At 49.2% G+C, this 22,611-nt stretch carries 25 protein-coding genes and 1 pseudogene; 15 read left to right on the top strand and 11 right to left on the bottom strand.

Features of this window, described 5'->3' with window-relative positions; all coding sequences use genetic code 11:
* Positions 1-279 precede the first annotated feature (279 nt).
* Positions 280-600, top strand: coding sequence for a hypothetical protein (locus tag ACSPHG_RS19085; RefSeq protein ID WP_435955049.1), 321 nt, complete (start codon positions 280-282; stop codon positions 598-600).
* Here ACSPHG_RS19085 and ACSPHG_RS19080 read toward each other — a convergent pair.
* Positions 595-783 (bottom strand): helix-turn-helix transcriptional regulator, encoded by a 189-nt coding sequence (locus ACSPHG_RS19080; protein WP_435955048.1) that lies wholly within the window; start codon positions 781-783, stop codon positions 595-597. The two genes, ACSPHG_RS19085 and ACSPHG_RS19080, sit on opposite strands and share 6 nt — an antisense overlap.
* 113 nt (positions 784-896) lie before the next feature.
* Between ACSPHG_RS19080 and ACSPHG_RS19075 the strand changes: the two genes are divergently transcribed.
* The 3 genes from ACSPHG_RS19075 (at position 897) to ACSPHG_RS19065 (ending at position 3,635) form a co-directional block, all read left to right on the top strand.
* Positions 897-1,904, top strand: coding sequence for a hypothetical protein (locus ACSPHG_RS19075; RefSeq protein WP_435955047.1), 1,008 nt, complete (start codon positions 897-899; stop codon positions 1,902-1,904).
* 302 nt (positions 1,905-2,206) lie between these two features.
* Positions 2,207-3,295: an acyltransferase family protein gene (locus tag ACSPHG_RS19070; protein WP_435955045.1), complete on the top strand. Its 1,089-nt coding sequence runs from the start codon at positions 2,207-2,209 to the stop codon at positions 3,293-3,295.
* 109 nt (positions 3,296-3,404) lie between these two features.
* Positions 3,405-3,635, top strand: coding sequence for a class II holin family protein (locus ACSPHG_RS19065; protein ID WP_435955044.1), 231 nt, complete (start codon positions 3,405-3,407; stop codon positions 3,633-3,635).
* 20 nt (positions 3,636-3,655) lie between these two features.
* Here the strand turns inward: ACSPHG_RS19065 and ACSPHG_RS19060 are convergent.
* The 6 genes from ACSPHG_RS19060 to ACSPHG_RS19035 all read right to left on the bottom strand — a co-directional run bounded on the left by ACSPHG_RS19060 (position 3,656) and on the right by ACSPHG_RS19035 (position 8,519).
* Positions 3,656-4,824 (bottom strand): IS3 family transposase gene (locus ACSPHG_RS19060; RefSeq protein ID WP_435955043.1). Its coding sequence is split into 2 segments (ribosomal slippage): positions 3,656-4,575 and positions 4,575-4,824, totalling 1,170 coding nucleotides; the frame shifts between segments, so codons are not numbered across the junction.
* A 335-nt stretch (positions 4,825-5,159) separates the two neighbouring features.
* Entirely contained in the window at positions 5,160-6,056 is an 897-nt protein-coding gene (locus tag ACSPHG_RS19055; protein WP_435955042.1) for an alpha/beta fold hydrolase, read from the bottom strand.
* Positions 6,057-6,123: 67 nt separating this feature from the next.
* The gene (gene grxB / locus ACSPHG_RS19050) at positions 6,124-6,771 is read right to left on the bottom strand and encodes a glutaredoxin 2 (protein WP_435955041.1); all 648 of its coding nucleotides are present in this window, start codon (positions 6,769-6,771) and stop codon (positions 6,124-6,126) included.
* Positions 6,772-6,802: 31 nt separating this feature from the next.
* A complete protein-coding gene (locus ACSPHG_RS19045; protein ID WP_435955040.1) occupies positions 6,803-7,156 on the bottom strand; it encodes a putative quinol monooxygenase in 354 nt (117 codons plus the stop codon).
* Between the two features lie 122 nt (positions 7,157-7,278).
* Positions 7,279-7,476 carry a tautomerase family protein gene (locus ACSPHG_RS19040; RefSeq protein ID WP_435956063.1) on the bottom strand — a complete coding sequence of 66 codons (198 nt, stop codon included), beginning with the start codon at positions 7,474-7,476 and terminating at the stop codon, positions 7,279-7,281.
* Between the two features lie 122 nt (positions 7,477-7,598).
* Entirely contained in the window at positions 7,599-8,519 is a 921-nt protein-coding gene (locus tag ACSPHG_RS19035) for a LysR family transcriptional regulator (protein WP_435955039.1), read from the bottom strand.
* A gap of 91 nt (positions 8,520-8,610) precedes the next feature.
* On the opposite strand from ACSPHG_RS19035, the gene ACSPHG_RS19030 reads away from it, so the two are divergent.
* From ACSPHG_RS19030 to ACSPHG_RS19015, 4 genes and pseudogenes are all read left to right on the top strand, one after another.
* On the top strand, positions 8,611-8,928 hold the full coding sequence (locus tag ACSPHG_RS19030; protein ID WP_435956062.1) for a DUF1493 family protein: 318 nt from the start codon (positions 8,611-8,613) through the stop codon (positions 8,926-8,928).
* A gap of 18 nt (positions 8,929-8,946) precedes the next feature.
* Positions 8,947-9,252 (top strand): annotated as a pseudogene (locus tag ACSPHG_RS19025) (Hcp family type VI secretion system effector); the annotation flags it as partial.
* Between the two features lie 409 nt (positions 9,253-9,661).
* Positions 9,662-11,215: a peptide MFS transporter gene (locus ACSPHG_RS19020; RefSeq protein WP_435955038.1), complete on the top strand. Its 1,554-nt coding sequence runs from the start codon at positions 9,662-9,664 to the stop codon at positions 11,213-11,215.
* A gap of 184 nt (positions 11,216-11,399) precedes the next feature.
* Entirely contained in the window at positions 11,400-11,939 is a 540-nt protein-coding gene (locus tag ACSPHG_RS19015; protein ID WP_435955037.1) for a DUF2058 domain-containing protein, read from the top strand.
* A 19-nt stretch (positions 11,940-11,958) separates the two neighbouring features.
* Here ACSPHG_RS19015 and ACSPHG_RS19010 read toward each other — a convergent pair whose 3' ends face one another.
* Positions 11,959-12,657, bottom strand: coding sequence for an RluA family pseudouridine synthase (locus ACSPHG_RS19010; RefSeq protein ID WP_435955036.1), 699 nt, complete (start codon positions 12,655-12,657; stop codon positions 11,959-11,961).
* Between the two features lie 114 nt (positions 12,658-12,771).
* Positions 12,772-13,563 (bottom strand): MBL fold metallo-hydrolase, encoded by a 792-nt coding sequence (locus ACSPHG_RS19005; protein WP_435955035.1) that lies wholly within the window; start codon positions 13,561-13,563, stop codon positions 12,772-12,774.
* Positions 13,564-13,729: 166 nt separating this feature from the next.
* Between ACSPHG_RS19005 and ACSPHG_RS19000 the strand changes: the two genes are divergently transcribed.
* Entirely contained in the window at positions 13,730-14,314 is a 585-nt protein-coding gene (locus ACSPHG_RS19000; RefSeq protein WP_435955034.1) for a hypothetical protein, read from the top strand.
* A gap of 88 nt (positions 14,315-14,402) precedes the next feature.
* Here the strand turns inward: ACSPHG_RS19000 and ACSPHG_RS18995 are convergent, their stop codons facing one another.
* Positions 14,403-14,744, bottom strand: coding sequence for a cupin domain-containing protein (locus ACSPHG_RS18995; protein WP_435955033.1), 342 nt, complete (start codon positions 14,742-14,744; stop codon positions 14,403-14,405).
* A gap of 147 nt (positions 14,745-14,891) precedes the next feature.
* Here ACSPHG_RS18995 and ACSPHG_RS18990 point away from each other — a divergent pair, with 147 nt between their 5' ends.
* The 5 genes from ACSPHG_RS18990 to ACSPHG_RS18970 all read left to right on the top strand — a co-directional run bounded on the left by ACSPHG_RS18990 (position 14,892) and on the right by ACSPHG_RS18970 (position 20,091).
* The gene (locus ACSPHG_RS18990) at positions 14,892-15,296 is read left to right on the top strand and encodes a YybH family protein (protein ID WP_435955031.1); all 405 of its coding nucleotides are present in this window, start codon (positions 14,892-14,894) and stop codon (positions 15,294-15,296) included.
* Positions 15,297-15,352: 56 nt separating this feature from the next.
* Positions 15,353-15,862, top strand: a complete 510-nt coding sequence (locus ACSPHG_RS18985; RefSeq protein WP_435955030.1) for a GNAT family N-acetyltransferase — start codon at positions 15,353-15,355, stop codon at positions 15,860-15,862.
* Positions 15,863-16,229: 367 nt separating this feature from the next.
* Positions 16,230-17,489, top strand: a complete 1,260-nt coding sequence (locus ACSPHG_RS18980; protein ID WP_435955028.1) for an AAA family ATPase — start codon at positions 16,230-16,232, stop codon at positions 17,487-17,489.
* A gap of 7 nt (positions 17,490-17,496) precedes the next feature.
* A complete protein-coding gene (locus tag ACSPHG_RS18975) occupies positions 17,497-18,285 on the top strand; it encodes an HNH endonuclease family protein (RefSeq protein WP_435955027.1) in 789 nt (262 codons plus the stop codon).
* A 597-nt stretch (positions 18,286-18,882) separates the two neighbouring features.
* On the top strand, positions 18,883-20,091 hold the full coding sequence (locus tag ACSPHG_RS18970) for an aldose 1-epimerase family protein (protein WP_435955026.1): 1,209 nt from the start codon (positions 18,883-18,885) through the stop codon (positions 20,089-20,091).
* 38 nt (positions 20,092-20,129) lie between these two features.
* On the opposite strand, the gene ACSPHG_RS18965 is transcribed toward ACSPHG_RS18970, so the two are convergent.
* Positions 20,130-21,125, bottom strand: a complete 996-nt coding sequence (locus ACSPHG_RS18965) for a LacI family DNA-binding transcriptional regulator (protein ID WP_435955025.1) — start codon at positions 21,123-21,125, stop codon at positions 20,130-20,132.
* Positions 21,126-21,367: 242 nt separating this feature from the next.
* Here ACSPHG_RS18965 and ACSPHG_RS18960 point away from each other — a divergent pair, with 242 nt between their 5' ends.
* Complete coding sequence (locus tag ACSPHG_RS18960) at positions 21,368-22,609, top strand: MFS transporter (RefSeq protein ID WP_435955023.1); 1,242 nt, start codon at positions 21,368-21,370, stop codon at positions 22,607-22,609.
* The last annotated feature ends 2 nt before the right edge of the window (positions 22,610-22,611 follow it).

Here is a 22,611-nt window from a genome sequence, read left to right as displayed (position 1 = left end):
GGTTAGTATCCTTTATTTTTTTGTTGGCGGGATATGGGTTTATTTCGATAATAATATTTTATCCGATTATTTAGCAGGTATGGCTATTATTGGCTTTATCATGACTGTCGTCTGTATATACGCATTGACGAAACCCTCTATTACCCAATCTGACCTTGAACAAATTGAAACGTCATCCCTTCAATCAATAACAAAAACCATAGCAGAATTAAAGGTTCTTCAAACCGATAAGACATTGACTCAAGATGAATTGGTTGAGCTCGAGAAAAAAGGAAAGAAATGGAGTTGCTAGTAAAAAAAGCCAGTATGGCTTTGTTTCTTCGAGAACAATTAAGCTACCATGAAAGACGTATACTCTCAGAGGTGCAAAGTAATGAAGTTATAACTCATGGGCTATCTGAAATATCAGAAATAAAAATAAAACTTAAAGCACTAGATGAAGAGATCGAACTTAGTCCCGATGTTAATTTTCTTCGTGCCGTTATAAAAGACGCCAGTCGAAGAATGCCAACTATTGACGAGGTGACAGAGGGTATGCCACAGCCAATAAAACTATTAATTCGCTTCATGACTTTTTTACCAGGCTTTACCAAGTTATAGGAATTGCTTTTCCCATGCTTCGACTTCTCCGCGTACCCAGCGGGAGGTTCTGCTCCCGAGCTTCTTAGGCCTCGGAAACTCGTTATTACTGATACGCTCGTAAATGCTGGATTTTTTCAGGCCAACAGAGCGCTCAACCTCTTTGATGTTAATCAGGTCAGTCTCAGAGATAACCGGTGTCATGCTATACCAATCCTTCGGGGGTTGGTGCGTATGTTTGTGGTTGCATAGGACTAACTGTCCACGGCAACTTACAGAATTATAGTGGAACTCCTTCTATTAGCGCAGGTTATGGAGTGCTTCATTTTGGACGTGAGCAAATTTATCAGGATGTTGGGATTATTTATGCACCTGGAATTGGCTTAAGAACTGAGGGAAATGTTACCAGTCGCTCGCAATTTGATGCTGTCTTACCTGATTGGGCGGTTCCATTTATTGGTAAAATTGACGGGATTCGTATAGCGAAGTGTGGAAATGATTGCTGGCATTATGGTGGAATACCAGACCAGTATATTGATGACATTGAAATTATGGGCGCAGGATACGGCAGCAACTCAACTAATGATTTGCGTTCATTTGTTGACCCTACTGAGCGTGTGGCATGTATGCGTATTTTGGCTACTGTGGAATTGGGGCGGATGCATTTTTATGGAAACTACGGTGGTTATGGTTTAGTGGTTGGGCCGAACACCACAGTCTTTAATATAAGGCTTAAATATGATCATATTATCTCAGAAAGTTGCTTGATTGGAGCTCATTTCAAAAAACGGGCGTATATCCAGGGCGGCATTCTAGATGTTCATGAATGCTCGGGGCATCTCCCTGTGTTCTCTACTTTCTCAAAGACACCCGTTCTTATTATTGAAGGGGATGCAAAGCCAAGCACATTTAGCTCTATTCAGGTAACGCAAGAGACTAGTGAATATAATGGTATATGTATTTATTTTGGCGGCACAAGAAACACAGCCGTCATTGATGTCTATCGTGGAACAGTATCTGAATCACGATCTGGTACAGGGATATGGGTTGCTGGGTCTGATAATAAAATAATTGGTGGTACTGCTTCCGACTTTGCAGGAGGGAATGACTCTGAAGGGAATCCGTCTACTGGGCTGGTGTTAGCTTCAGGAGCAAGAAATAATATTAAATATACGGTGGGATATGGTTCTTACGGATTTCGCATGCTGACTGCGGGAACCCTATCATCTGGAGAACTCTCAACAATTGGGGATTCGATAGGGGTTCCTTTCACAGGATTTTCATCGATTACCAATATAGAACGTAAACGAGTTTCATTGATGTAGGGTAATGGACATGGCAATAGAGCCATTTTTTACTCTTCAAATCTGGATTTGTCGAATACAAATGTTAATCAAATAACTATATCATTTTTAAGTCTTCCTTATATTCCGGCAACTGGAGAGCTTGCTATTTGTATGGATATTCAGGCGACTGGAGGCTCTAACATATATCCTGATATGCGTTTTATAAGATATCTGAATGGGTCATCATCGTCCTCATCACTTGTGTTTGCATACCAACTCTACCTCAACTATGTCTGTGCGCCTTGCTGTTATGATAGGATAACAGCCATAGAGTAAAAATTATGGAGATGGATTTGGTGAATAGAAACGCCCTATTAGACGTGTCAAGAGCGATAGCTGTGATGCTTGTCGCAACCTTTCATATATGGAGGGATACAGGGCGTCCATCCTATCCCGTGGGGGCTTTCGATCTCCTGGGGTTCATGGGAAATGGATGGGTTGGGGTAGGGGTTTTCTTTGTTATATCCGGATATTGTATGGGGATATCTACTGCGCGTGATTTTTCACAAGGTATTTCTGCTGGTAGCTTCCTTAGATATGTAGCAAAGAGATTTCTCAGAATAGCCCCGCCTTACTATGTGTCAATATTTCTATGGGTTTGCATAATTGATTTATATGGTATCGCTGAGAAGGGAACGTCTTTAGCTGATATAGTGACTCACTTAACCTTCACTCATAATTTTACGCACACAACTTTGTTTAGTATTTCTGGGGTTTTTTGGACTATAGCGGTGGAAATGCAATTCTATTTACTGCTCCCCATCCTTCTCTCTGTGATGAAACAACCGTTACATGCCTGGATGCTACTTTTTTTAAGTATATCGTTATCATTGTTTACATTTTATTCTGGATTAAGCTCGTTGTATAACTGGGGGTTGCCAGTATATCTTCCGTTGTTTATTTTTGGGTATATACTCAATATGAGTCAGTATGAATTGCTGGAGATAATAAATAAATATAAACTAACATATGTTTTGCTTCCTGCTTTTATAGTGCTGCTTTCATATAAAGGCATTGGTTACGACAATAGCATTAGGCCGTATGAACTCGTCGTCTCCGTGACTTTTGGGCTTCTGATGTTGAAGATGATTTCAATGAATTGGAATGGCTCGTTTGTTAGTGGACTGTCTTATATCGGCTCGGCGTCATTCTCAATATATTTGTATAACTATATTTACATGGCGGTTAAGCCATCAGTGGGATACAATTTTATTTCATCAGCCATTATGTGGCTGTCGGTGTTTGCGTTTGGGATATTGATGTATCTATTAGTTGAGCGGCAGTCAGAAGCTCTGAGGAAAAAAATATTTTCCAAAAGTAAACACCTTAAAACAAACGACACACATAACACTCTAAAGTCTGAAAATTAATAATCGCTCACCTAGTGAACACTTGTTTTGGTCGGGATGCCGACCATGTCACGGCAGTACTCTCGGTCTCACAACACATACAGTTTCCCTTCGGGGGTGAGGCATGAGGATGAACAACCATTCAGACATAGCGGCGGGAGCGTCCTATGTAACTTCTATTGGCAGCGGTGGTTTCTGGCTGCTTCAGCTTCTCGATAAAGTCAGCCCTAGCCAGTGGGCTGCTATAGGTGTGCTGGTGAGTATATTTCTGGGGCTGGTTACCTACCTGACCAATCTGTATTTCAAAATCAAAGAAGATCGTCGTAAAGATGCTCAACTCAATAACCAGCAACCGGACTAAGCTAAGCGCTGTTGTAATGGTCAACTAAAACTGGCCACCACTTTAGATTTTTTCCAGTATCGGTTTTCCGATTCGTTTGGGGGTAACCCACCGTTATAGTCATGCGGCCTTATCGAGCTGTAATACCCGACGATATAGTCTGTGATCGCATGAGCAGCTTCGCTAAAGTTTATATAACCTGTCACTGGCACCCACTCGTTTTTAAGACTTCTGAAGAAACGTTCCATCGGGCTGTTGTCCCAACAGTTTCCGCGTCGACTCATACTCTGCCTGATCCGGCAACGCCACAGTAACTGCCGGAAATGCCTGCTTGTATAGTGGCTACCCTGGTCACTGTGGAACATCACTCCGGCTGGTTTACCGCGAGCTTCCCACGCCATTTCCAGCGATCTGATGGTCAGCTTGCTGTCCGGCGAGAATGACATTGCCCAGCCCACAGGTTTTCTTGCGAACAGATCGAGAACAACAGCAAGGTAGGCCCAACGCTTGCCTGTCCAGATATACGTCACATCGCCGCACCACACCTGGTTAGGTTCTGTCACTGCGAACTGTCGCTCAAGGCGATTCGGGATAGCGATGTGTTCATGACCACCCCGTTTATACCGGTGGGTAGGTTGCTGACAACTCACCAGCCCCAGTTCTTTCATGAGCCTGCCAGCAAGCCAGCGCCCCATTCTGAAGCCCCTCAGGGTTGCCATAATGGCGATACTTCTTGCGCCAGCAGAGCCATGGCTGATGTTATGCAATTCCCGAACATGACTGCGTAACACTGCTCGCCAGCCGTCTGGTTTTACGGAGCTTTTTTCCCAGTATTTGTAGCTACTGCGATGAACCCCGAACACGTGGCAGAGTGTGACCACAGGATACTGCGCTCTGAGTTTCCCGATTAACGAGAACTGTTCAGGGAGTCTGACATCAAGAGCGCGGTAGCCTTTTTTAATATGTCGTTTTCCATTTCAATGCGTTGCAGCTTTTTCTTTAGCTCACGTATTTCAATCTGTTCCGGGGTTATAGGGGAGGCTTTAGGTATTTTGCCCTGTCGTTCATCCCGCAACTGCTTTACCCATCGCGTCATGGTAGAAAGCCCCACGTCCATAGCACTGGCCGCGGCTGCAACGGTGTAGTTCTGATCAAGGACCAGTTGAGCGGATTCGCGTTTAAACTTTGCGCTGAAATTTCTTTTTTTCATTGGGGCACCTGTAATGTTCTGAGGTGAGCATATCACCTCTGTTCAGGTGGCCAAATTCAGTAAACCACTACAGTTCTTAGCCGATCACGGCTGTGAGGGGATGGAGATCTGCGAAGGTTTCCACGATACGTGAAGAATTTGATGAGATTAACGACTCGATGAAAGTCTCATCGAGTCGCATGAAAAACAAGGTGGGGGCACAAAAGGGGACATTTATAAAGATGAAACAAGAAAATAGTTATATTTATCAAGGAATATATGTGGTGTGTTATGTTCCTATTAACGACCAACTAAAAGCCCATATACTGCGGTTTCTAGCCCGTTTGCCTTTCGCCTTATTTACTTTCCAGAAAAGGCGCGATACTTGCCCAGACAGCATCGAAATTGGCAACGAAAGCAGGATGTGGGGCTCCAGGAATGATTGCGAGCTGAGCATTCGGCAGCATTTTGTAGGCTGCAATTACGGTATCGAGTGGCGCATTCATATCCTTTTCACCTGCCAGAACCAGCACCGGAGCATGGATAGCCTGGAACAATGACTTGCCGACGATAGTCTGATCGTATTGTTGATTAGCTTGTTTATACCATTCCGTTATTTTATCGTGCTGTGGACGTATTTCGGCTTGCTCTGCCCAGTATCGGGGATCGAGGTCAATAACGGACCGTAAGGGGGTATTACGGTCTTTATGCCCACCCTGAACAAAGCCTTTTGCCCATTCACCGGCGCCAATCGCGACAAGTTTGCCGATCTGCTGCGGGTAATCTGCGGCAAACTGGTACCCCGTATAGGCGCCATCGCTAAAACCAATTACATCAGCTTTAGAAATGTTTAACGCCGAAAGAATCACATGCAGATCTTTCGCTTTTTGCTTATAGGTTGGCAGGACTTTACCAATATCCGATTTTCCGTGCCCACGCGTATTCACCAAAATGACCAGATGGTTGTCTTTAAGTTTGTCAGCAAATTCGCCCATTTCAGTCATGGAGCCCACAATCCCCCCGTGCAACAGCACCACGGGGTCACCGGCGCCATAGACTTCATAATAAATTTTTGCATCTCCAGACCGTACATAATGTCCCGCCTTAGTGTTGTTGCCGTAAGGGGTGGCGCTCTGGTAGCTGTTTGGCTGTTGTCCGAACCAGTGTAAAGATTGATTTGGCTGAATGAGGGCAGCCTGTACCGAAACGGAAAACATGCAAAGTGCCATAAGGCTTCTGAAAATTTTATTCATTAACATACTCCTTATTGCTCAAACGGAGAGCATTAACTCCAGTATTTAAAGGGTGTCAGACGCGGACTCAGACAGCGATATTGTCATTGAGATTAACCCGCGATCTCACGGCCATCTCTTTCATCCATTCTTGAACCCGTGGTGGCCAGGAAATTCCTTTAACAATGGATAACGAGCGCAGCAAAGGGAAAAGGCGAATATCTGTGAGTGAGTAACGTTCGGCATTTCTCTCTTGCCGTACTAATAAATCATCAAGAATCTCAAGTTTTGCATTTATCTCACTAACCATAGTTTCGGTTTGTTCCAGCAAGCGCGTAAAGGGGCCGAAAACGGCCTCTTTCTTGTTGATGAAGTATTGTCTTGCCGCATCCTGACGGAACTCTTCAAAGTCAGAACTTGCCCAGCGCGGGATCGCCAGCGGATAAATCAGTTTTGTCGCCTCTTCCATCCAGGCTTCGATTGCTGGATTGTCAGCCACTGTCAGTACAGACGAACCAAAGGTCTCATCAATGTATTTGACGATGTCCAGGCTCTCACCGATCGCATCACCGCTTTCAGTGACCAGTACGGGGAGCATTTTTTTGCCAATGAGGCGTGTTGGCGTTTCTTCATCATCATTTGGCAGCGTAATGATTTCACACGAAACATCTTTCAGGCCAAAAATCATGCGTGAACGTACGCAAAACGGGCAGTGATCGTAAACATAAAGTTTCATAGCAACGTCTTTGATTATTTAATCTTTAAAATTAACGAGTGAATCCGTCGAAAGGTTTCATATACACGGCACCAAAAGGATCTAACCGCCTGCGGATATCCTCATCGGGTTCACCATAAACGGTCAGGCTGGTAATGGTGACTAAAGAGAGAAAGGTTTCGGCGAAAGGAGCGAACGTGTGATCAACATGGCTCACCAGATCCTGCTGACGATACCGCTCAACAATGTGTGCCGTTTGCTGATCTTCACTGACGCTGTAGACGTAACTCAGCGTACCGGGTTCCTTACTGGTGGCGTCTACCACGCGTGAGACTAATTCTTTAAATGCCGGGAATTGTCCGTCCTTGACGGCCAGGTTAAACACGCAGGTAATTTCATTTTTCATCGTCATCTCCGGAACTGTGGGGGCAGGTGAACCAGTACGAAAAGAGAAAGACATTCACCGCAAGGGAATATGCCGTTAAGCGCGGGAGCATAACGGCGACTGTGACTAAAGAGTGCTTTGCGTCAGCTCGATTTTTTCAGTGTTTCAGAAAAAAGCTCACCTGAAATTGCCCAGTTGTCGGTGGTTACGTCGTTGAAAATGACATAGACATACTGCGGATCAACTTTGGCATGTGTTGCGATAGCTTCTGTCACTGCTTTAGCGATAGCAGGTTTTGCATCATCACGGCCGTCGAACATCTGGATATTAACTACTGGTATGGTAGAACCCCTTCATAAGTGTATGAATTGTCAGATAACCTGACGTTGAAGGAATCCTACGCTGATAACGGAAGTGGATAAACAGGCTAAAAGAGGACAGAGTGTAGAGTTAAATTCTACAATCATTCGAATGCTTTTTGTGCGGCTAACGCCAACAATTCATCAATGATAAAGCGTACGCCGGGCAGCAGATGGCGCGCGCGCGGCCATATCACATTGAGCTCGGTGGGAGCAGGATTACAGGCAGCAAGCAGTGGCACTAACTCACCGTTCTGTATGTATTGCCGCAGTAATGCCTCGGGAAACTGAATCAAACCGGCTCCGGCAATACAGGCATCAATCATTGCATCGCCATCGCTGATTTGATGAAAAGGTGCAGGTTTGAATCTGATGTCCTTTCCGTGCTCGTCACGTATCAGCCAGCTAAGTGGGGCTCCCCCGCGCCAGGCGAGAATACAGCGGTGATGAGCCAGCTCGGCCAGCGTTTCAGGCGTGCCGAAATTAGAGAGATAGCCGGGAGATGCGCAGATAATCAGATGTTGATCGTTCAGTTTACGGGCAATGAGATCGGTGGTGTCTTTCACCGGACCAAAACGGATGGCGAGGTCGAAACCAACATCCAGCGGATCAATAATTCGATCATTGAAAGTGATAGTCAGCTTTAGATACGGATAGCGTTTCGTCATATCCATCAGAACCGGCATCATCACCGAGCGGCCAAATGCAGCAGGCAGATCTATCCTGACTGTGCCGGAGGGTTCCGTAAGCTTTGAACGCAGCGCCATTTCTGCCATCTGCAGGGTTTCAAGCGCACTCTGGCAGCTTGCCAGATAGGCTTCTCCTTCGGTGGTGAGGCTGATTTTCCGCGTTGTGCGATTAAACAAGGAAATACCGAGACTATGCTCAAGTCGCTGAATACTCTTACCTATTGCCGATTTCGATACGCCCAGTTTTTCAGCTGCTTCGGTGAAGCTGCCTGAATTTGCGGCAGTCACGAAATGGACGATGCTGCTGAAAGATTCGGTCGAAAACACTGCTGTCATCGTTGTTGCCTGGCTGAAAATCAGAAAGTGACTTTACCTTAAAGTCGTAACGCAAAATAGCGCACACGAAAAGCAGTCAGGCAGTGATGATATCGAGCAGCGTGTAATTGCTTTAATCACCAGACACAGCAGTTATTACCCGTTTAGGAAACAGAAGCATGACACATTTACGGCAGAATCAAATATTCACTTCGATGTGCAATTAGATCAGGACGAAGTAGAAGAATTGAATGAAGATTTTGCAAAAGAATTTGGCGTTGATATGTCGAATTTCCATCTTGAAACCTACTACCCCGAAGTAAAACATTCATGGAATCCATTTAAAAAACCCGATCCCGTGGATGTTCCAGCTTTCACAATTGAGATGTTTATTAAATCGGCTAAAGCCGGGAAATGGTTATACGATTAATTCCAAGGAGCTTAATAAATGGCTGTACCTGTTCACCTAATTTTGAAAGACGATGGCGGATCGCAGATTATGGGATCGTGTGATGTTCATGGGCGTGATGGGAGTATAGAACGACGCAGTTTGCAGCACGGAGTTATTATCCCTACAGATCCCCTCACCGGTAAAGTCACTGGCTCCCGCCAACACTGCTCTTTTAACTTCACCAAAGAGATTGGCAGTTCATCGCCGTATTTGTTCAAGGCTGTAGCCACAGGGCAGACGCTTAAAAGCGCTGAGTTCAATTTCTACAGAATTAACTACAGTGGACAGGAGGAAATCTACTACACCTACCATGTGTGAATTTTCTACGCCTTCACAAACATACCCCTGCAAATTCAGGTTGTTTTACGCCTTTACGCAGCAGATTCCCTTCACTCTCTTTAAAGCCGCCTCAAAACCCGTAAAAACCTCGTCTTTATACATTAACGTTATGTTTTATAAATGAAATTAATTGCGATTCCCTCTGCCTCACAATGTCAATATCTCTCCCCGGAACCCCGATAAAAAATCTGAAAAAGTAGACAATCGTCGACTTTTCGTCTTAAAGTCCTGCATCTGGCACTAGACAAAACCAGTAACTGGTTATCAAATGGTTAAATAATAATTGCTGAATGTTAAAGAGCGGCAGAAAGATAAATAGCCGCCACGCATTCTGGTGCTTACAGGCACGCCGACACACTTCCCTGGAGAATTTATGCATTCCTCTGTTAACAAAAACGAAAGCCGGACCTTCTTCGGCCATCCTTATCCGCTAGGCTCGCTGTTCTTCACTGAAATGTGGGAGCGGTTCTCGTTTTACGGCATACGTCCGCTGCTGATTCTGTTTATGGCGGCGACGGTTTATGACGGCGGCATGGGGCTTGCGCGTGAAAACGCATCGGCCATCGTCGGGATCTTTGCGGGCAGCATGTACCTGGCCGCGCTGCCGGGCGGCTGGCTGGCGGATAACTGGCTCGGCCAGCAGCGTGCGGTGTGGTACGGCTCCATTCTTATCGCGCTCGGCCACCTGTCCATCGCGCTCTCGGCGTTTATGGGCGACAGCCTGTTCTTCATCGGCCTGATGTTTATCGTGCTCGGCTCCGGGCTGTTCAAAACCTGTATCTCGGTAATGGTCGGGACGCTGTATAAAAAAGGCGATGCGCGCCGCGACGGCGGCTTCTCGCTGTTTTATATGGGCATCAACATGGGGTCGTTTATCGCGCCGCTGATTTCCGGCTGGCTGATTAAAACCCACGGCTGGCACTGGGGCTTCGGCATCGGCGGCATCGGGATGCTGGTGGCGCTGGTGATCTTCCGCGTGTTCGCCGTGCCGTCGATGAAGCGCTACGACAGCGAAGTTGGCCTGGATTCCACCTGGAACAGCCCGGTGGCGAAGAAAAACGGCGTGGGCGCGTGGCTGCTGGCGCTGGCGGTTGGCGTGGCCGTTGTGGTGACGCTGATTGCGCAGGGCGTCATTGTCATTAACCCGGTCGCGGTGGCCAGCGTGCTGGTTTACGTGATTGCGGCTTCCGTTGCGCTCTACTTTATCTATCTGTTTGTGTTTGCCGGTCTAAACCGCAAAGAGCGCGCCAGGCTGCTGGTCTGCTTTATTCTGCTGGTTTCCGCCGCGTTCTTCTGGTCCGCATTCGAGCAGAAGCCAACCTCGTTCAACCTGTTCGCTAACGACTACACCAACCGCATGATTGGCGATTTTGAAATCCCCGCCGTGTGGTTCCAGTCCATCAACGCGCTGTTTATCATCCTGCTGGCCCCGGTATTTAGCTGGGCATGGCCGATGCTGGCGCGCAAAGGCGTGCGCCCAAGCAGCATCACCAAGTTTGTCATCGGTATTCTGTGCGCCGCGGCGGGCTTCGGGCTGATGATGCTGGCGGCGGAAAACGTGCTGAACAGCGGCGGGGCTGGCGTATCGCCGTTCTGGCTGGTGGGCAGCATCCTGATGCTGACGCTCGGCGAGCTGTGCCTTAGCCCGATTGGCCTTGCGACCATGACGCTGCTGGCGCCGGAAAGAATGCGCGGCCAGATGATGGGCCTGTGGTTCTGCGCAAGCGCGCTGGGTAACCTGGCGGCGGGCCTGATCGGCGGCCACGTTAAGGCCGACCAGTTGGATATGCTGCCGGATCTGTTTGCCCGCTGCTCCGTCGCGCTGCTGATCTGCGCCGCCGTGCTGCTGGTGCTGATCGTGCCGGTGCGCCGCATGCTGGAAAACGTGCAGACGAAGCCGGAGCAAAAGCCGGTAACCAACGCGTAAGCCAACGCGAAGAAACAACAAAGCCGATCGTTCGATCGGCTTTTTTTATGGCAGCAGCCCGTCCGGATAACCCTTCCCGCCAGCCTTTGGTTAAATCGCCGCGGCGAACAGCTCCCTAACCTGGAACAGCCTCAAAAATTACAGGTATAATCCAGCAAACCACGCAACGAATTTAGAGACGAAGATGACAAAACTCACCCTACAAGAGCAGATGCTCAAGGCTGGCCTGGTCAGCAGCAAGAAAATGGCTAAGGTGCAAAGAACGGCGAAGAAATCACGCGTTCAGGCCCGCGAGGCCAGAGAGGCGGTTGAGGAAAATAAAAAAGCCCAGCTTGAGCGCGATAAGCAGCTGAGCGAGCAGCAAAAGCAGGCGGCGCTTTCGAAGGAATATAAAGCCCAGGTTAAGCAGCTTATTGAAATGAACCGCATCGACATTTCAAGAGGCGATATTACGTTTAACTTCACGGACAACAACGTAATTAAAAAAGTTGTGGTGGATAAGCTCACCCAGGCGCAGCTGATTAGCGGCCGTCTTGCCATTGCCCGCCTGGTTGTGGATAGCAGCGCAGAGCCGCAATATGCCATCATCCCCGCGAGCGTGGCTGACAAAATTGCGCAGCGCGATGCGGACAGCATTGTGTTGAACAGCGCCCTGAGTCAGGAAGAGCAGGACGAAGACGATCCGTATGCAGACTTTAAGGTGCCTGACGATCTGATGTGGTAATGGCCGCTGGCACCCGCTCTCAGAACGGGCTGGCGCTGCGGGCCTGAATCGGCTCTCCGCTGACGGGGTGAACAAAATGCAGCTCGCTTGCGTGCAGCATCAGCCTCGGCGCCGCCCCGGTGCCCGGCAGCAGGCAGCCGCCGTACAGGTCACAGCCCAAAATAGGGTGGCCGAGCTGCTGGCAGTGAATGCGCAGCTGGTGGGTGCGGCCGGTTTCCGGGGTTAGCTCGACCCGCGTTAACGGCAGTAACGTTCCGTCATCCTGCTCGCGAACAAAGCGCTCAACCACCCGGTAGCGCGAGCGGGCGGGCTTGCCGCTGACCGCGCAGATCGACATCAGCGGGAACAGCGCCGGGTCTTTGGCTATCGCCGCGTCAATCACCCCTTCGTTATCGGCAACGTGCCCGCAGAGCAGCGCGCCGTAGGCTTTGGTCACCGCGCGCTGGCTAAACTGCTGGCACAGCGCGGCGTTAATCGTCTTATTACGGGCGACCACCATCAGCCCTGAAGTCCCGAAATCAAGGCGGTGGATAAGCGTGCAGCCGGGGAAAATCTTCACCAGCCGATGGTGTACCGAATCAAGATTTTGCGGATTTTTGCCCGACAGGCTGAGCAGCCCGGTCGGCTTATCGATCAGCACCAGGTGCTCGTCCTGATAGCGTATTTCTATCTCGTCGTGGCAGGGCGGGGCAATAAAGGTATCGATAATCGTAGACATCAGGCAGCCCGGCTGGAGAGTGGGTGCGGATAATAACCAATTTTCATCCAGCCGTTATTCTTTTCTTCCACAATTACGCTTCGAACATCCGCTCAATGCTATGCAAACAGCCGCTTACCTGAGGCAGGCAATATACTTCTCGCCCGAGCGGCGCACGATGTCATCGGCGTTGTCCTTGATATTTTGCCCGGCAAACGCGCCGTACAGCTTTTTAAACTTCACCCCGTCCAGGCGACGCGTGATGTCGCTGACCGTAGCCGCCGGCAGCGGCAGCATATTTGGATAGCTCCACATGAAGGAGACGGCATCCGCACCCGGCGTGACCTGCAGGATATCTCCCGCCAGCAGCATCCCTTCATCCTTCTTCCAGTGAAGAACGCTGCCGCCGGCGAAGTGGCCGCCGAGGCGAAGCAGGGTGACGCCAGCGCCAAGGTCAAGGGCGTCACCTTCCCACAGCTTCAGGTGCGGGCTGTTGCGCATAATCCACTGGCGATCGCTGACATGCAGGTAAATCGGCGCGTCAAATTCGGCGGCCCAGTCCTGCATGGTGGTGTAGTAATGGGGGTGGGAAATGGCGATGGCCTTAAGCCCGCCGAGCGAGGCGACGAGCGCTTTCGTGGCGTCGTCGAGATTGGCTACGCAGTCCCACAAAATGTTGCCTTCCGGCGTTCTGACGATAAAAGCGCGCTGGCCAATCGCAAATTCCGGCACCGTCTGGATGCTGAGCAGGTCTGGCTCGTGCCGTTGCCACTTATTGGAATGCGCAGCGACAAGCGCGTCCAGCGCGACCCACTCCTGCCCGCCGACGGGCACGTACTGGCGTTCATCTTCGCAGATCTTGCAGCGTTCCGGATGAGAACCGGCGGTTTCATACGATGTGCCGCAGGCTTTGCATAATACGATCATCGGTGGTCCTCGTTGCTCGTCAGGTTTGCTATAAAAGTAGCAGCGCCGACCCGGCCCGTTTGTCCATTGCTGCTACCTTTTTTAGTAGCCCGTCGCGGCTTTAATAAATCTGGTTAAAGGACATACTCGTTCTGTGATTTGGGATTAACGCTTGCGGGAGAGGCGAATGCGTAAATTAATGGTTCTGCTGGTTGCGGCATTACTTGCGGGATGCGGGAGCAGTTCACCGCAACAAACGCAGTATGAGACGGAATATTCCCAGCGTCAGGATATTCGCAAGCAGAGCGTTTATCGTTTTGCGACAAAACCGATGAAGCCCAGCGGGGAAAAATATTGGGGAGCGGGGGACCTGGCGCAGCTATTTTATGTCATCGACGCAAAGGCGACCGTTATTGAGCTGGCCTTCAACTATCCCGCTAAAACATTGCTTGCCACCGCGCGGGATGCCCAAAATAACGTGCTAAAGGAGCAAACCTATATTCTGCTCGATGAGTCTGACGCAGCGCCTGCGGGGGAGAACGTCAGATATATCTATCTGACTAAAGATGGCGAGCTGGCAAAGAAAACAAAAAACTGCACGCCGGATATGAGCGTCGGCTGCCAGTGGTGGAACTACAGGCTGTTTATAACCCGCAGCGCGGATCTCGCCGTGCAATACGAACAGGGCGGCGCTGGTCTGGCGTTTCTCGTAATTCCTATGTACGGCTCGAACAAATATCTTGAGATCTTCCCTAAGGCCGCGGCTTCCTGACCCGACACGGGGGGCAATCCGAGCGGGCAGCGGCCGGGTCCGGCGCAGACGCTTAAGATGCCGCCGCGTGTAGCTTTATGTATCGTCATCAGGATGAAATATCTGAACGATCGCCTCGCGTCGTCGGGTGAGAAATGACAATAAATTCTACGCAAGATTGACCGTCGTTTCTGGCCTGATGCTTTACTCCCGGCGGAATTTCTAATCCCTGCTGGGCTTTGAGTTCATGTTTATTACCATCAAGCTCCATCGTCAGGACTCCCTGCAGCACAAAGAAGAACTGTCTGGAAACGGAGTGAAAGTGTCGTTTTTCGAGAGTGTCGGCAGGCATCTTTTCATGAATGATTAACATGTCCGGGCGGTTTAACAAATACCAACCGTCACAATTGTCGCCCCAGACATAATGCTCCGCATTGTCCTTTGAAATCATCGGCTTTCTCCTGTTTAAACGTGTATGCTTTTTGTACATGACGGCCCAGCGACTAAGTGGATTGAATCACATAACCCTCTCTGGTGCTGTTTTAGTTTCTTACATTCGTTAGCGATAACGGGTGAACACTTAATAAGGAGCATAATTATGCACGCACATCCGCTACGTCAGATCGTAGAAGCCTGCGACAGGGCGATTACCGCTAAAGACTATGACGCTCTGATGGAAAACTATTCCGAAGATGCTGCTCTGGTGGTTAAGCCAGGAATGATTGTTAAAGGTAAAGATAATATCCGCAATGCGTTTATTGCCATCTCTGATTATTTTCAGGATCGGCTGGTCGTTGAGCAGGGGGAGATGCAGGTCGTAGAAGGCGGCGGCAACGCGCTTGTTATCATGGAAACAGTGCTTCGTTTCCCCGATGACCATGGCGGAACGGTTGAAACCACGCGCCGCGCAACCTACGTATTTCGGCAGGAAAGCGATGGTCGCTGGCTTTGCACCATCGACAATTCTTACGGTACGTCGCTTTTGGATACTGATAATGCATAAAACGCGCTGCCTGAAGCGCAGCGGGTAGGATCGCCACAATCACGGAGAACTACGTCATGGATTTCACGATTGGCCCCGCGCGGCCGGAGCACTTTGGCATGCTGCGCGCCCTTGAGCTGGCGGCTTTTGAAACGCTGCGGGATGCGGGTGCGGTGACAGGCCCGGCCTGCGCAAGTAGCCTCGAGGAACTGAGCGATTTCAGCCGCAACGGTCTGCTGCTTGCAGCCCTGGCGCCTGATTCAGTTCCCGTAGGTTTTGCGGCAGGCAAGGTTGAAGACGAATGGCTGCACGTTGCTGAAATTGATGTGCATCCGGACTGGCAGCGCCACGGAATCGGCAGACGGCTCATGCGGTCGCTTCTGCGTACCGGGCTGCAGCGCGGCCTTGCGGGTGCGACGCTGACAACGGACGGCATAGCCGCTTTCAACGCCAGATTTTACGCCACGTTGGGTTTTAATATTGTGGAAGGCCATGAAAGACCGCCACATTTGATCCGTACGATCGAAGATGAGATCGCAGAAGGTTTCGATCCGGAGCGGCGGGTGGCAATGTGGGTGCGGTTTTAGGGTGGTAGGGAGGTTGTGTTGGCTGCAGGTGGAGGTTGGGGAGGTTGTTGTGGGCGGGTTTTTGCCAGAAGCGGAAGTTGCTTATATCGTACTATGTTAGCTAAATGGGAGCAGGTCAGTTTAGCGGCAATTGGCAATTGATCAGATGGCAAAAATCCGGTTGAGTTTCCTTCAAGTAATCTATAATTCGGTATGGCCATTAAGTTAATTCAAATTAAGCATACATCAATTTTCCAGGTTAATCCCAAATTATATTAAAATTGATTTAATAAGCTAGTCAGCTAATTATAATTAAAGTTTTCTTTCATGGCGGCGTAATTTAATATATAATAAGGGATACCCATTATTCTGGAAAGGGATAAATTCTATGTATATTAGAAAAATTCAATTAGAAAACATTAAATCATTCAAAAACTTCACTTGGCATCTTGAAGATGAAGAAAATCCAGTTGGCTGGCATGTAATCCTTGGCGATAATGGTTCAGGAAAATCAACATTTATTAAGTCTGTATCTTTAGCTTTATTAGGTACGACAGATGCTAAAAGAACAAAAGTTCCTTTTGGCGAATGGGTTAAGCAGGGCTCATCAGCAGGCTTCATTCGTTTAGAAATCCAGCATACGAAAATAGACAACTGGGCAGGAAAAGGTAAACAGCAAAGTGAAAATCTAAAGTTCTCTTTAAAACTTAGCTCTAATGGAGAATTAACGCATCATGGTAATCCATCGCCAACTCGGCACGTCTGGGGGGGTAAAACTGGCTGGTTTTCTGCCGCTTATGGCCCTTACAGAAGGTTTACCGGTGGCTCTTCTGATTACCAAAAGCTTTTCTATTCGGCTCCGCTTCTTGCTCGGCATTTAAGTGTTTTTGGCGAGGATATTGCATTGAGTGAAACACTTGACTGGCTTAAAGAATTGAAATTTAAGTCGCTTGAAACAAATGGCGCAAAAAAATCCGAACTTCTCAAAAACATAATTGATTTTATTAACCAAGATGACTTATTGCCGAACTCTGTAAAGTTAAATGAAGTAACCTCTGATGGGATAACATTTATTGATGGTTTCGAAAATATCGTAGACATTAACTCTTTAAGTGACGGATATCGAACAGTATTAAGCATGATGTTAGAGTTAATTCGGCAGATGACTATTTGCTATGATACAGATGCGATATTTTCACCTGATCTAAAAACAATAATAAAACCAGGCGTGGTATTCATCGATGAAATTGATGTTCATCTACATCCCAAATGGCAAAGAACAATAGGGAAATGGTTGACCTCTCACTTTCCTGAAATACAGTTTATAGTAAGCACACATAGTGCATTAATCTGCCAAAGTGCAAACCCCGGATCAATCTGGAAGTTACCCTCTCCACATTATTCAGGTGAAAGAATTACTGGTAATGCCTTTAATAGATTAATTTACGGCGACTTACTTGAAGCAATTAGCACTGGCGCGTTTGGTAATGAAATAAAACGTTCAGATGATGCAAATTCACTTATGGAAGAATTGGCAAATTTGAACATTCAAGCCATGATTCAAGAGTTAAATGAAGATCAAAAAGAAAGAAGGATGGACTTACAAGCTATTTTTGGAAGTAATTCAAATTTAACATCTAAAGGATAAGAATCTGATGATCATCATGACTGCTCATAATTTTCTTGCTACAACAGAGACACATTTAAATTTGAAACAGCAGGAAATAAACAATGAGACAAGCTATCCAGACAAAGTAGTAAAAGCTGATAATTTATGGAAGTCAAAATCGAAGAAACATTTTGATGATATCAGGACTGTTCTGGACAAAATGTGTGTTGGTTCACGCCGATGTAATTATTGTGAAGATTCTGTAGCTGATGAGGTTGAACATATTAAGCCCAAAAGCCTATATCCTGATGCTTGTTTCAAAAGCGAAAATTATTTATATTCTTGTGGTCCTTGCAATGGCCCTAAAAATAATAAATACGCTATTTTCGACCAACAAAACAATGTTATTGATGTTTCGAGAAAAACAGGCGGGGCTGTTATTCCTCCTCGAAATGGAAATAGTGTTTTCATTAATCCAAAAAAGGAAAACCCCTTGGATTTTATAATTCTTGACCTAAATACATTCATTTTCATTCCCTTCCCCGGTAAAGGCGCAATTGAGATGGCTCGGGCAAAATACACAATAGAAACACTGGGGCTAAACTCTCGTGATTATCTAGTAAATGCGAGAAAACATGCTTTCCATAGTTTTAAAGACTCCCTGGAAACTTATGTTAATAAAAAAATAAATGGTGCAACAAATGATCAACTACTCATAAGAAAAACTGAGATTAACGGTCGTCACCATCCTACAGTTTGGAATGAGATGAAGCGACAAAGCTCATTTCATCCAGAGCTCAAACAGCTATTTGATGCTGCACCCGAACTCATATAAATTTCGGAAAATATATATCGTCGACAGCTCGATAAATACCTCTTTCATAGAAATTTAGAAAGTACGATGTTGGTGAAATCGTTGAGGTTTATAACTGATTACTATCATAAATTTGAGAGGGAAGGAGGACTTAGATAAGGTCCGCTCCTCCCTCATAACAGACCTTCCTTCTCTAGCATTCACACGCACAACGCCGTGCCAGATACCGCCCTTCATTAACCTTAAGCGGCATATTTCTTCCCCATAGATACATCCCCCTCAAAGCAGATTCCACAAGACAAACCCCTATCCGCGATCTCACGAAACCGCCTGAGGGTTTTTACCTTCATCGAAATAAAAACAAAAAGCGTCTAACTCAAAAGCCAGCGTTAAATTAACAATCCACTTAAGCTGAAACGATAAAGCAAAAGCTATTTTACACCGCACTTTTTAAGCAATGCTTAGCGCTAATTTCATTAAAAAAGCGATCTCAACCGCAAGAATCCTGTTAAAAACGCGCAATCTTCCATCAGGTGAAGCTCGTCACATTTCCTTAACCTGCTAATCAGTAGATTTTCCCCTGTCCGATATTAATCGATTCAGCAAAAGGGAAGAAAAATGAAAACCAAATTGGCTTTAATCGTGCTTGCAGTGATGGTGTCGAGTCAGGCGGCGGCAAAAACCTGGGTGCTGACCAGCGCTGAACAGGGCGTGGATAAAGGAAACTGGAAGATTTCCAGCGACGAGCTGAAAATTAAAGACCAGCCGTTCAGCATTGAGCAAAAACTGCTGCACGGCGGCAAGCAGGAAGGCAGCAAAATCCTCGTCATTACCAGCAATAACGGGCTGACCATCACGCTAAGCCCGACGCGCGGCATGAACCTGCTGCGCGTTGAAGGCTTCGGCTCAAAAATGGGTTGGGATTCGCCGGTTAAGGAAGTGGTGAACCCGGCGTTTATTAACCTGGAAAGCCGCAACGGCCTGGGGTGGCTGGAAGGCTTCAACGAAATGATGGTGCGCTGTGGCTATGAGTGGACCGGCCACCCGGTCGCCGCTGACGGTCAAATTTATACCCTGCACGGCAAGGCGGGCAACACTCCGGCATCGCAGGTTGAGGTCGAGGTAGCTGACGCCGCGCCGCATGAAATCCGCATTCGCGGGCTGGTGAAAGAAAGCACCTTCAAAAAAGCCGATTTGCAGACCATGACCGAGCTGCGCTATGTGCCCGGCAGCAACAGCTTCAGCCTGCACGATGTGCTGACCAACCACGCGGATTATCCGCACGATTATCAGATCATCTATCACAGCAACTTTGGGATGCCGATCCTCGAAGAGGGCGCGCGCTTCCTCGCCGCCATGTCCAGCATCAGCCCGTTTAATGACTATGCCAAAGACGGCCTTAAAACCTGGCAGACTTACGCCGGGCCAACCAAAGGCTTTGATGAAATGGTCTTTAATATCCAGCCGCTGGCAGGTGAGGATCATCAGACTGTGGCGGTCGTCGTGAATAAAGCGGGTGACAAGGGCGCAGCCATCCAGTTTGATACCCGCCAGCTGCCGGTGCTGACGTTATGGAAAAATACCGACACCGTGAAGCAGGGCTACGTGACCGGCATTGAGCCAGGCACCAGCTACGCCTATCCGGTTACTATTGAACGCGAGCAGAAGCGCGTGAAGCAGCTGCAGCCGGGCGCCAGCACGCAGTTCGATCTGACCTACACCTTGCTGCACAACGGCGAGCAGGTGGCGGACGTCGAGAAGAAAATTGCCGCCATTCAGGGCGATAAGAAAATCGCCGAAAATGCCACGCCGATTGCGAAAGAGTAATCACCCCGTTACGCGCTCCCGCACGGTCGGGGGCGCTGTTACAGCGACTCGCGCAGCAGCAGCGGGCTTTCCACGCGAATGGTATCGCTATGCGTTTGCTGATTAATGATGTGCAGCGCGCTCAGGCGGCCAATCTCATAGTGCGGCAGCTGCACCGTCGACAGCGGCGGCAGGAACAGATCGCCAATCCCCACCATATTGTCGTAGCCCAACACCGCCACGTCCTGCGGGATGCGTAGCCCCTGCGCCAGCAGCGTCTGATAAACCATAAACGCGATGCGATCGTTACCGCAGATCACCGAATCGTAGCGCGGCCTGCCGTGTTGAATATGCGCCAGCAGCACGCCGGGGATATCGCGATAGTGCTCATCGCCGAACGCCATATACGCGTGGTCGAGCGTGTCCGGATCGACACCGGCCTCGCGGCACGCGCGCTCCAGCCCCTGACGGCGGCGGACGGTTGCCAGATGTTTCGCCGGGAGGTGCAGACAGAGCGGGCGACGATACCCCGCGGCCAGCAGCGCCTTCACCGCGCTGTACTGACCCTGTTCATCGTCCGGGATGTAGCTCGCCACCGGGTCGTGCAGGCTCTCGCAGTTCGCCAGCACGCAGGGCAGCGTCAGCAGCTTGGCGGGCAGCGGCACCTGCCGCAGGCCCATGGTGGTATAGATAATGCCGTCCGGACGGTGGGAGAGCAGCAGATCGACCATGGTTTCCGGGCTGTCGTCGGAAAACATATTGACCACAAAACTGTTCCAGCCGTGGGCGCGGGCGGTTTCTTCAATAGATAGCGTGATTTCCACCGAGAACGGCGTGGTCACGGTATCCAGCGCAAGAACGCCGATGGTGCTGGGGGAGGCATGCGCACCGCGAATCTTCTTTGCTGACAGATCCGGCACATAGTTCGTCTGCTCAATAGCCTTTTGCACGCGGGCCAGGGTGTCAGGTTTTAGCCGCTCCGGGCTGTTGAGCGCGCGGGACACGGTCATCAGCGATACGTTTGCCAGTTTTGCCACATCTTTCAGGGAGGCCATTGTCTTACTCCATCATTGCCGCGTTGCTCTGGCATTATAACTAAGTTGCTGATGTGAAAGGATCATACGCTATTCTTTTTCGGGCGTGTCGCAAACCTTTCGCCACGCGGGTTGATCGCGATCTCATTCCTGTTATGTTAACGTTAACTTTTGTGATTAACATCATAAATGCCAACGAAACGGCGTGATGGAACCATTTTGTTAACGTTACCATTCGAGCATTGACCACACATGAGATCGCCATGATGAAAGTCCATCATTCACGCAGTTATCCTTTACTCAGTGCCCTGCTGTTCTTCTTTTTCGTCACCTGGTCCTCCTCAGGCTCGCTGCTTTCCATCTGGCTGCATCAGGAAATCGGGCTGAAGGCGGGGGACACGGGGATTATTTATGCGGTGCTGTCGGTCTCCGCGCTGTTCGCGCAGATTTGCTACGGCTTTATCCAGGACAAGCTTGGCCTGCGCAAAAATCTTCTTTGGTATCTCACGGCGATGCTGATCCTTTCCGGGCCGGCCTTTTTGCTGTTCGGTCACCTGCTGAAAATCAACGTCCTGCTCGGCAGCGTGTTCGGCGGCATTTACATCGGCCTGACCTTTAACGGCGGCATCGGTGTGCTGGAATCCTATACCGAGCGGGTGGCACGCCAGAGCCAGTTCGAATTCGGCAAAGCGCGGATGTGGGGATCGCTGGGCTGGGCGGTGGCGACGTTTTTCGCCGGGCTGCTGTTTAACATCGATCCGAAGCTGAATTTCGCGGTGGCCAGCTGCTCCGGGCTGGTGTTTTTGCTGCTGCTCGCCCGGCTGCGGGTCTCCTCTGCGCCCCATGCCATGCAGGAAGCCGTGGCGGGTGGCAAAGTAACGCTGCAGGACGCGCTGCGCCTGCTGACCCTGCCGCGCTTCTGGGCGCTGGTGTTCTTCGTCGTCGGCACCTGTATTTACAGCGTTTACGACCAGCAGTTCCCGGTGTATTTCTCGTCGCAGTTCGCCACGCCGCAGGAAGGCAACGCGATGTACGGCTACCTGAACTCGTTCCAGGTATTCCTTGAGGCGGTCGGGATGTTTTGCGCGCCGTGGCTGGTGAACCGCGTGGGCGCTAAAAACGGCCTGATCTTTGCGGGCATGGTGATGGCGATGCGCATGATCGCCTCCGGGCTGGTGGAAGGGCCGCTGCTGATTTCCATCACCAAACTGCTGCACGCCGTCGAGCTGCCGGTGCTGCTGGTGGCGATCTTCAAATACAACAGCCTGAATTTCGACAAGCGCCTGTCATCCACGCTCTATCTGGTGGGCTTCGCCTGCACCAGTTCGGTGATCGCCTCGGTGCTGTCGCCTCTGGCGGGCTACAGCTACGAAAAATACGGCTTCGCTGAATCCTACCTGTTTATGGGCACGCTGGTGTTCTGCATCACCTTTATCTCCGTATTTTTACTGCGAAACGGCAGCGCTTCGGCGAATTCACCCCTCTCAAAACTTTCCGCTATCTGAAC

This window comes from Dryocola baronae (assembly GCF_051297175.1).
Classification (GTDB): domain Bacteria; phylum Pseudomonadota; class Gammaproteobacteria; order Enterobacterales; family Enterobacteriaceae; genus Dryocola.
This window is presented reverse-complemented; position numbering and strand designations above follow the sequence as displayed.

Coding starts and splice junctions, on each gene's coding strand:
- ACSPHG_RS19010 (WP_435955036.1), bottom strand. CDS start 12,657: ATGTCTACGATTATCGATACCTTTATTGCCCCGCCCTGCCACGACGAG.
- ACSPHG_RS18960 (WP_435955023.1), top strand. CDS start 21,368: ATGATGAAAGTCCATCATTCACGCAGTTATCCTTTACTCAGTGCCCTG.
- ACSPHG_RS19080 (WP_435955048.1), bottom strand. CDS start 783: ATGACACCGGTTATCTCTGAGACTGACCTGATTAACATCAAAGAGGTT.
- ACSPHG_RS18985 (WP_435955030.1), top strand. CDS start 15,353: ATGGATTTCACGATTGGCCCCGCGCGGCCGGAGCACTTTGGCATGCTG.
- ACSPHG_RS19085 (WP_435955049.1), top strand. CDS start 280: ATGGAGTTGCTAGTAAAAAAAGCCAGTATGGCTTTGTTTCTTCGAGAA.
- ACSPHG_RS18970 (WP_435955026.1), top strand. CDS start 18,883: ATGAAAACCAAATTGGCTTTAATCGTGCTTGCAGTGATGGTGTCGAGT.
- ACSPHG_RS19020 (WP_435955038.1), top strand. CDS start 9,662: ATGCATTCCTCTGTTAACAAAAACGAAAGCCGGACCTTCTTCGGCCAT.
- ACSPHG_RS18980 (WP_435955028.1), top strand. CDS start 16,230: ATGTATATTAGAAAAATTCAATTAGAAAACATTAAATCATTCAAAAAC.
- ACSPHG_RS19015 (WP_435955037.1), top strand. CDS start 11,400: ATGACAAAACTCACCCTACAAGAGCAGATGCTCAAGGCTGGCCTGGTC.
- ACSPHG_RS19070 (WP_435955045.1), top strand. CDS start 2,207: ATGGAGATGGATTTGGTGAATAGAAACGCCCTATTAGACGTGTCAAGA.
- ACSPHG_RS19065 (WP_435955044.1), top strand. CDS start 3,405: ATGAACAACCATTCAGACATAGCGGCGGGAGCGTCCTATGTAACTTCT.
- ACSPHG_RS19005 (WP_435955035.1), bottom strand. CDS start 13,563: ATGATCGTATTATGCAAAGCCTGCGGCACATCGTATGAAACCGCCGGT.
- ACSPHG_RS19035 (WP_435955039.1), bottom strand. CDS start 8,519: ATGACAGCAGTGTTTTCGACCGAATCTTTCAGCAGCATCGTCCATTTC.
- ACSPHG_RS18990 (WP_435955031.1), top strand. CDS start 14,892: ATGCACGCACATCCGCTACGTCAGATCGTAGAAGCCTGCGACAGGGCG.
- ACSPHG_RS19055 (WP_435955042.1), bottom strand. CDS start 6,056: ATGAATAAAATTTTCAGAAGCCTTATGGCACTTTGCATGTTTTCCGTT.
- ACSPHG_RS18975 (WP_435955027.1), top strand. CDS start 17,497: ATGATCATCATGACTGCTCATAATTTTCTTGCTACAACAGAGACACAT.
- ACSPHG_RS18965 (WP_435955025.1), bottom strand. CDS start 21,125: ATGGCCTCCCTGAAAGATGTGGCAAAACTGGCAAACGTATCGCTGATG.
- grxB (WP_435955041.1), bottom strand. CDS start 6,771: ATGAAACTTTATGTTTACGATCACTGCCCGTTTTGCGTACGTTCACGC.
- ACSPHG_RS19000 (WP_435955034.1), top strand. CDS start 13,730: ATGCGTAAATTAATGGTTCTGCTGGTTGCGGCATTACTTGCGGGATGC.
- ACSPHG_RS18995 (WP_435955033.1), bottom strand. CDS start 14,744: ATGATTTCAAAGGACAATGCGGAGCATTATGTCTGGGGCGACAATTGT.
- ACSPHG_RS19045 (WP_435955040.1), bottom strand. CDS start 7,156: ATGAAAAATGAAATTACCTGCGTGTTTAACCTGGCCGTCAAGGACGGA.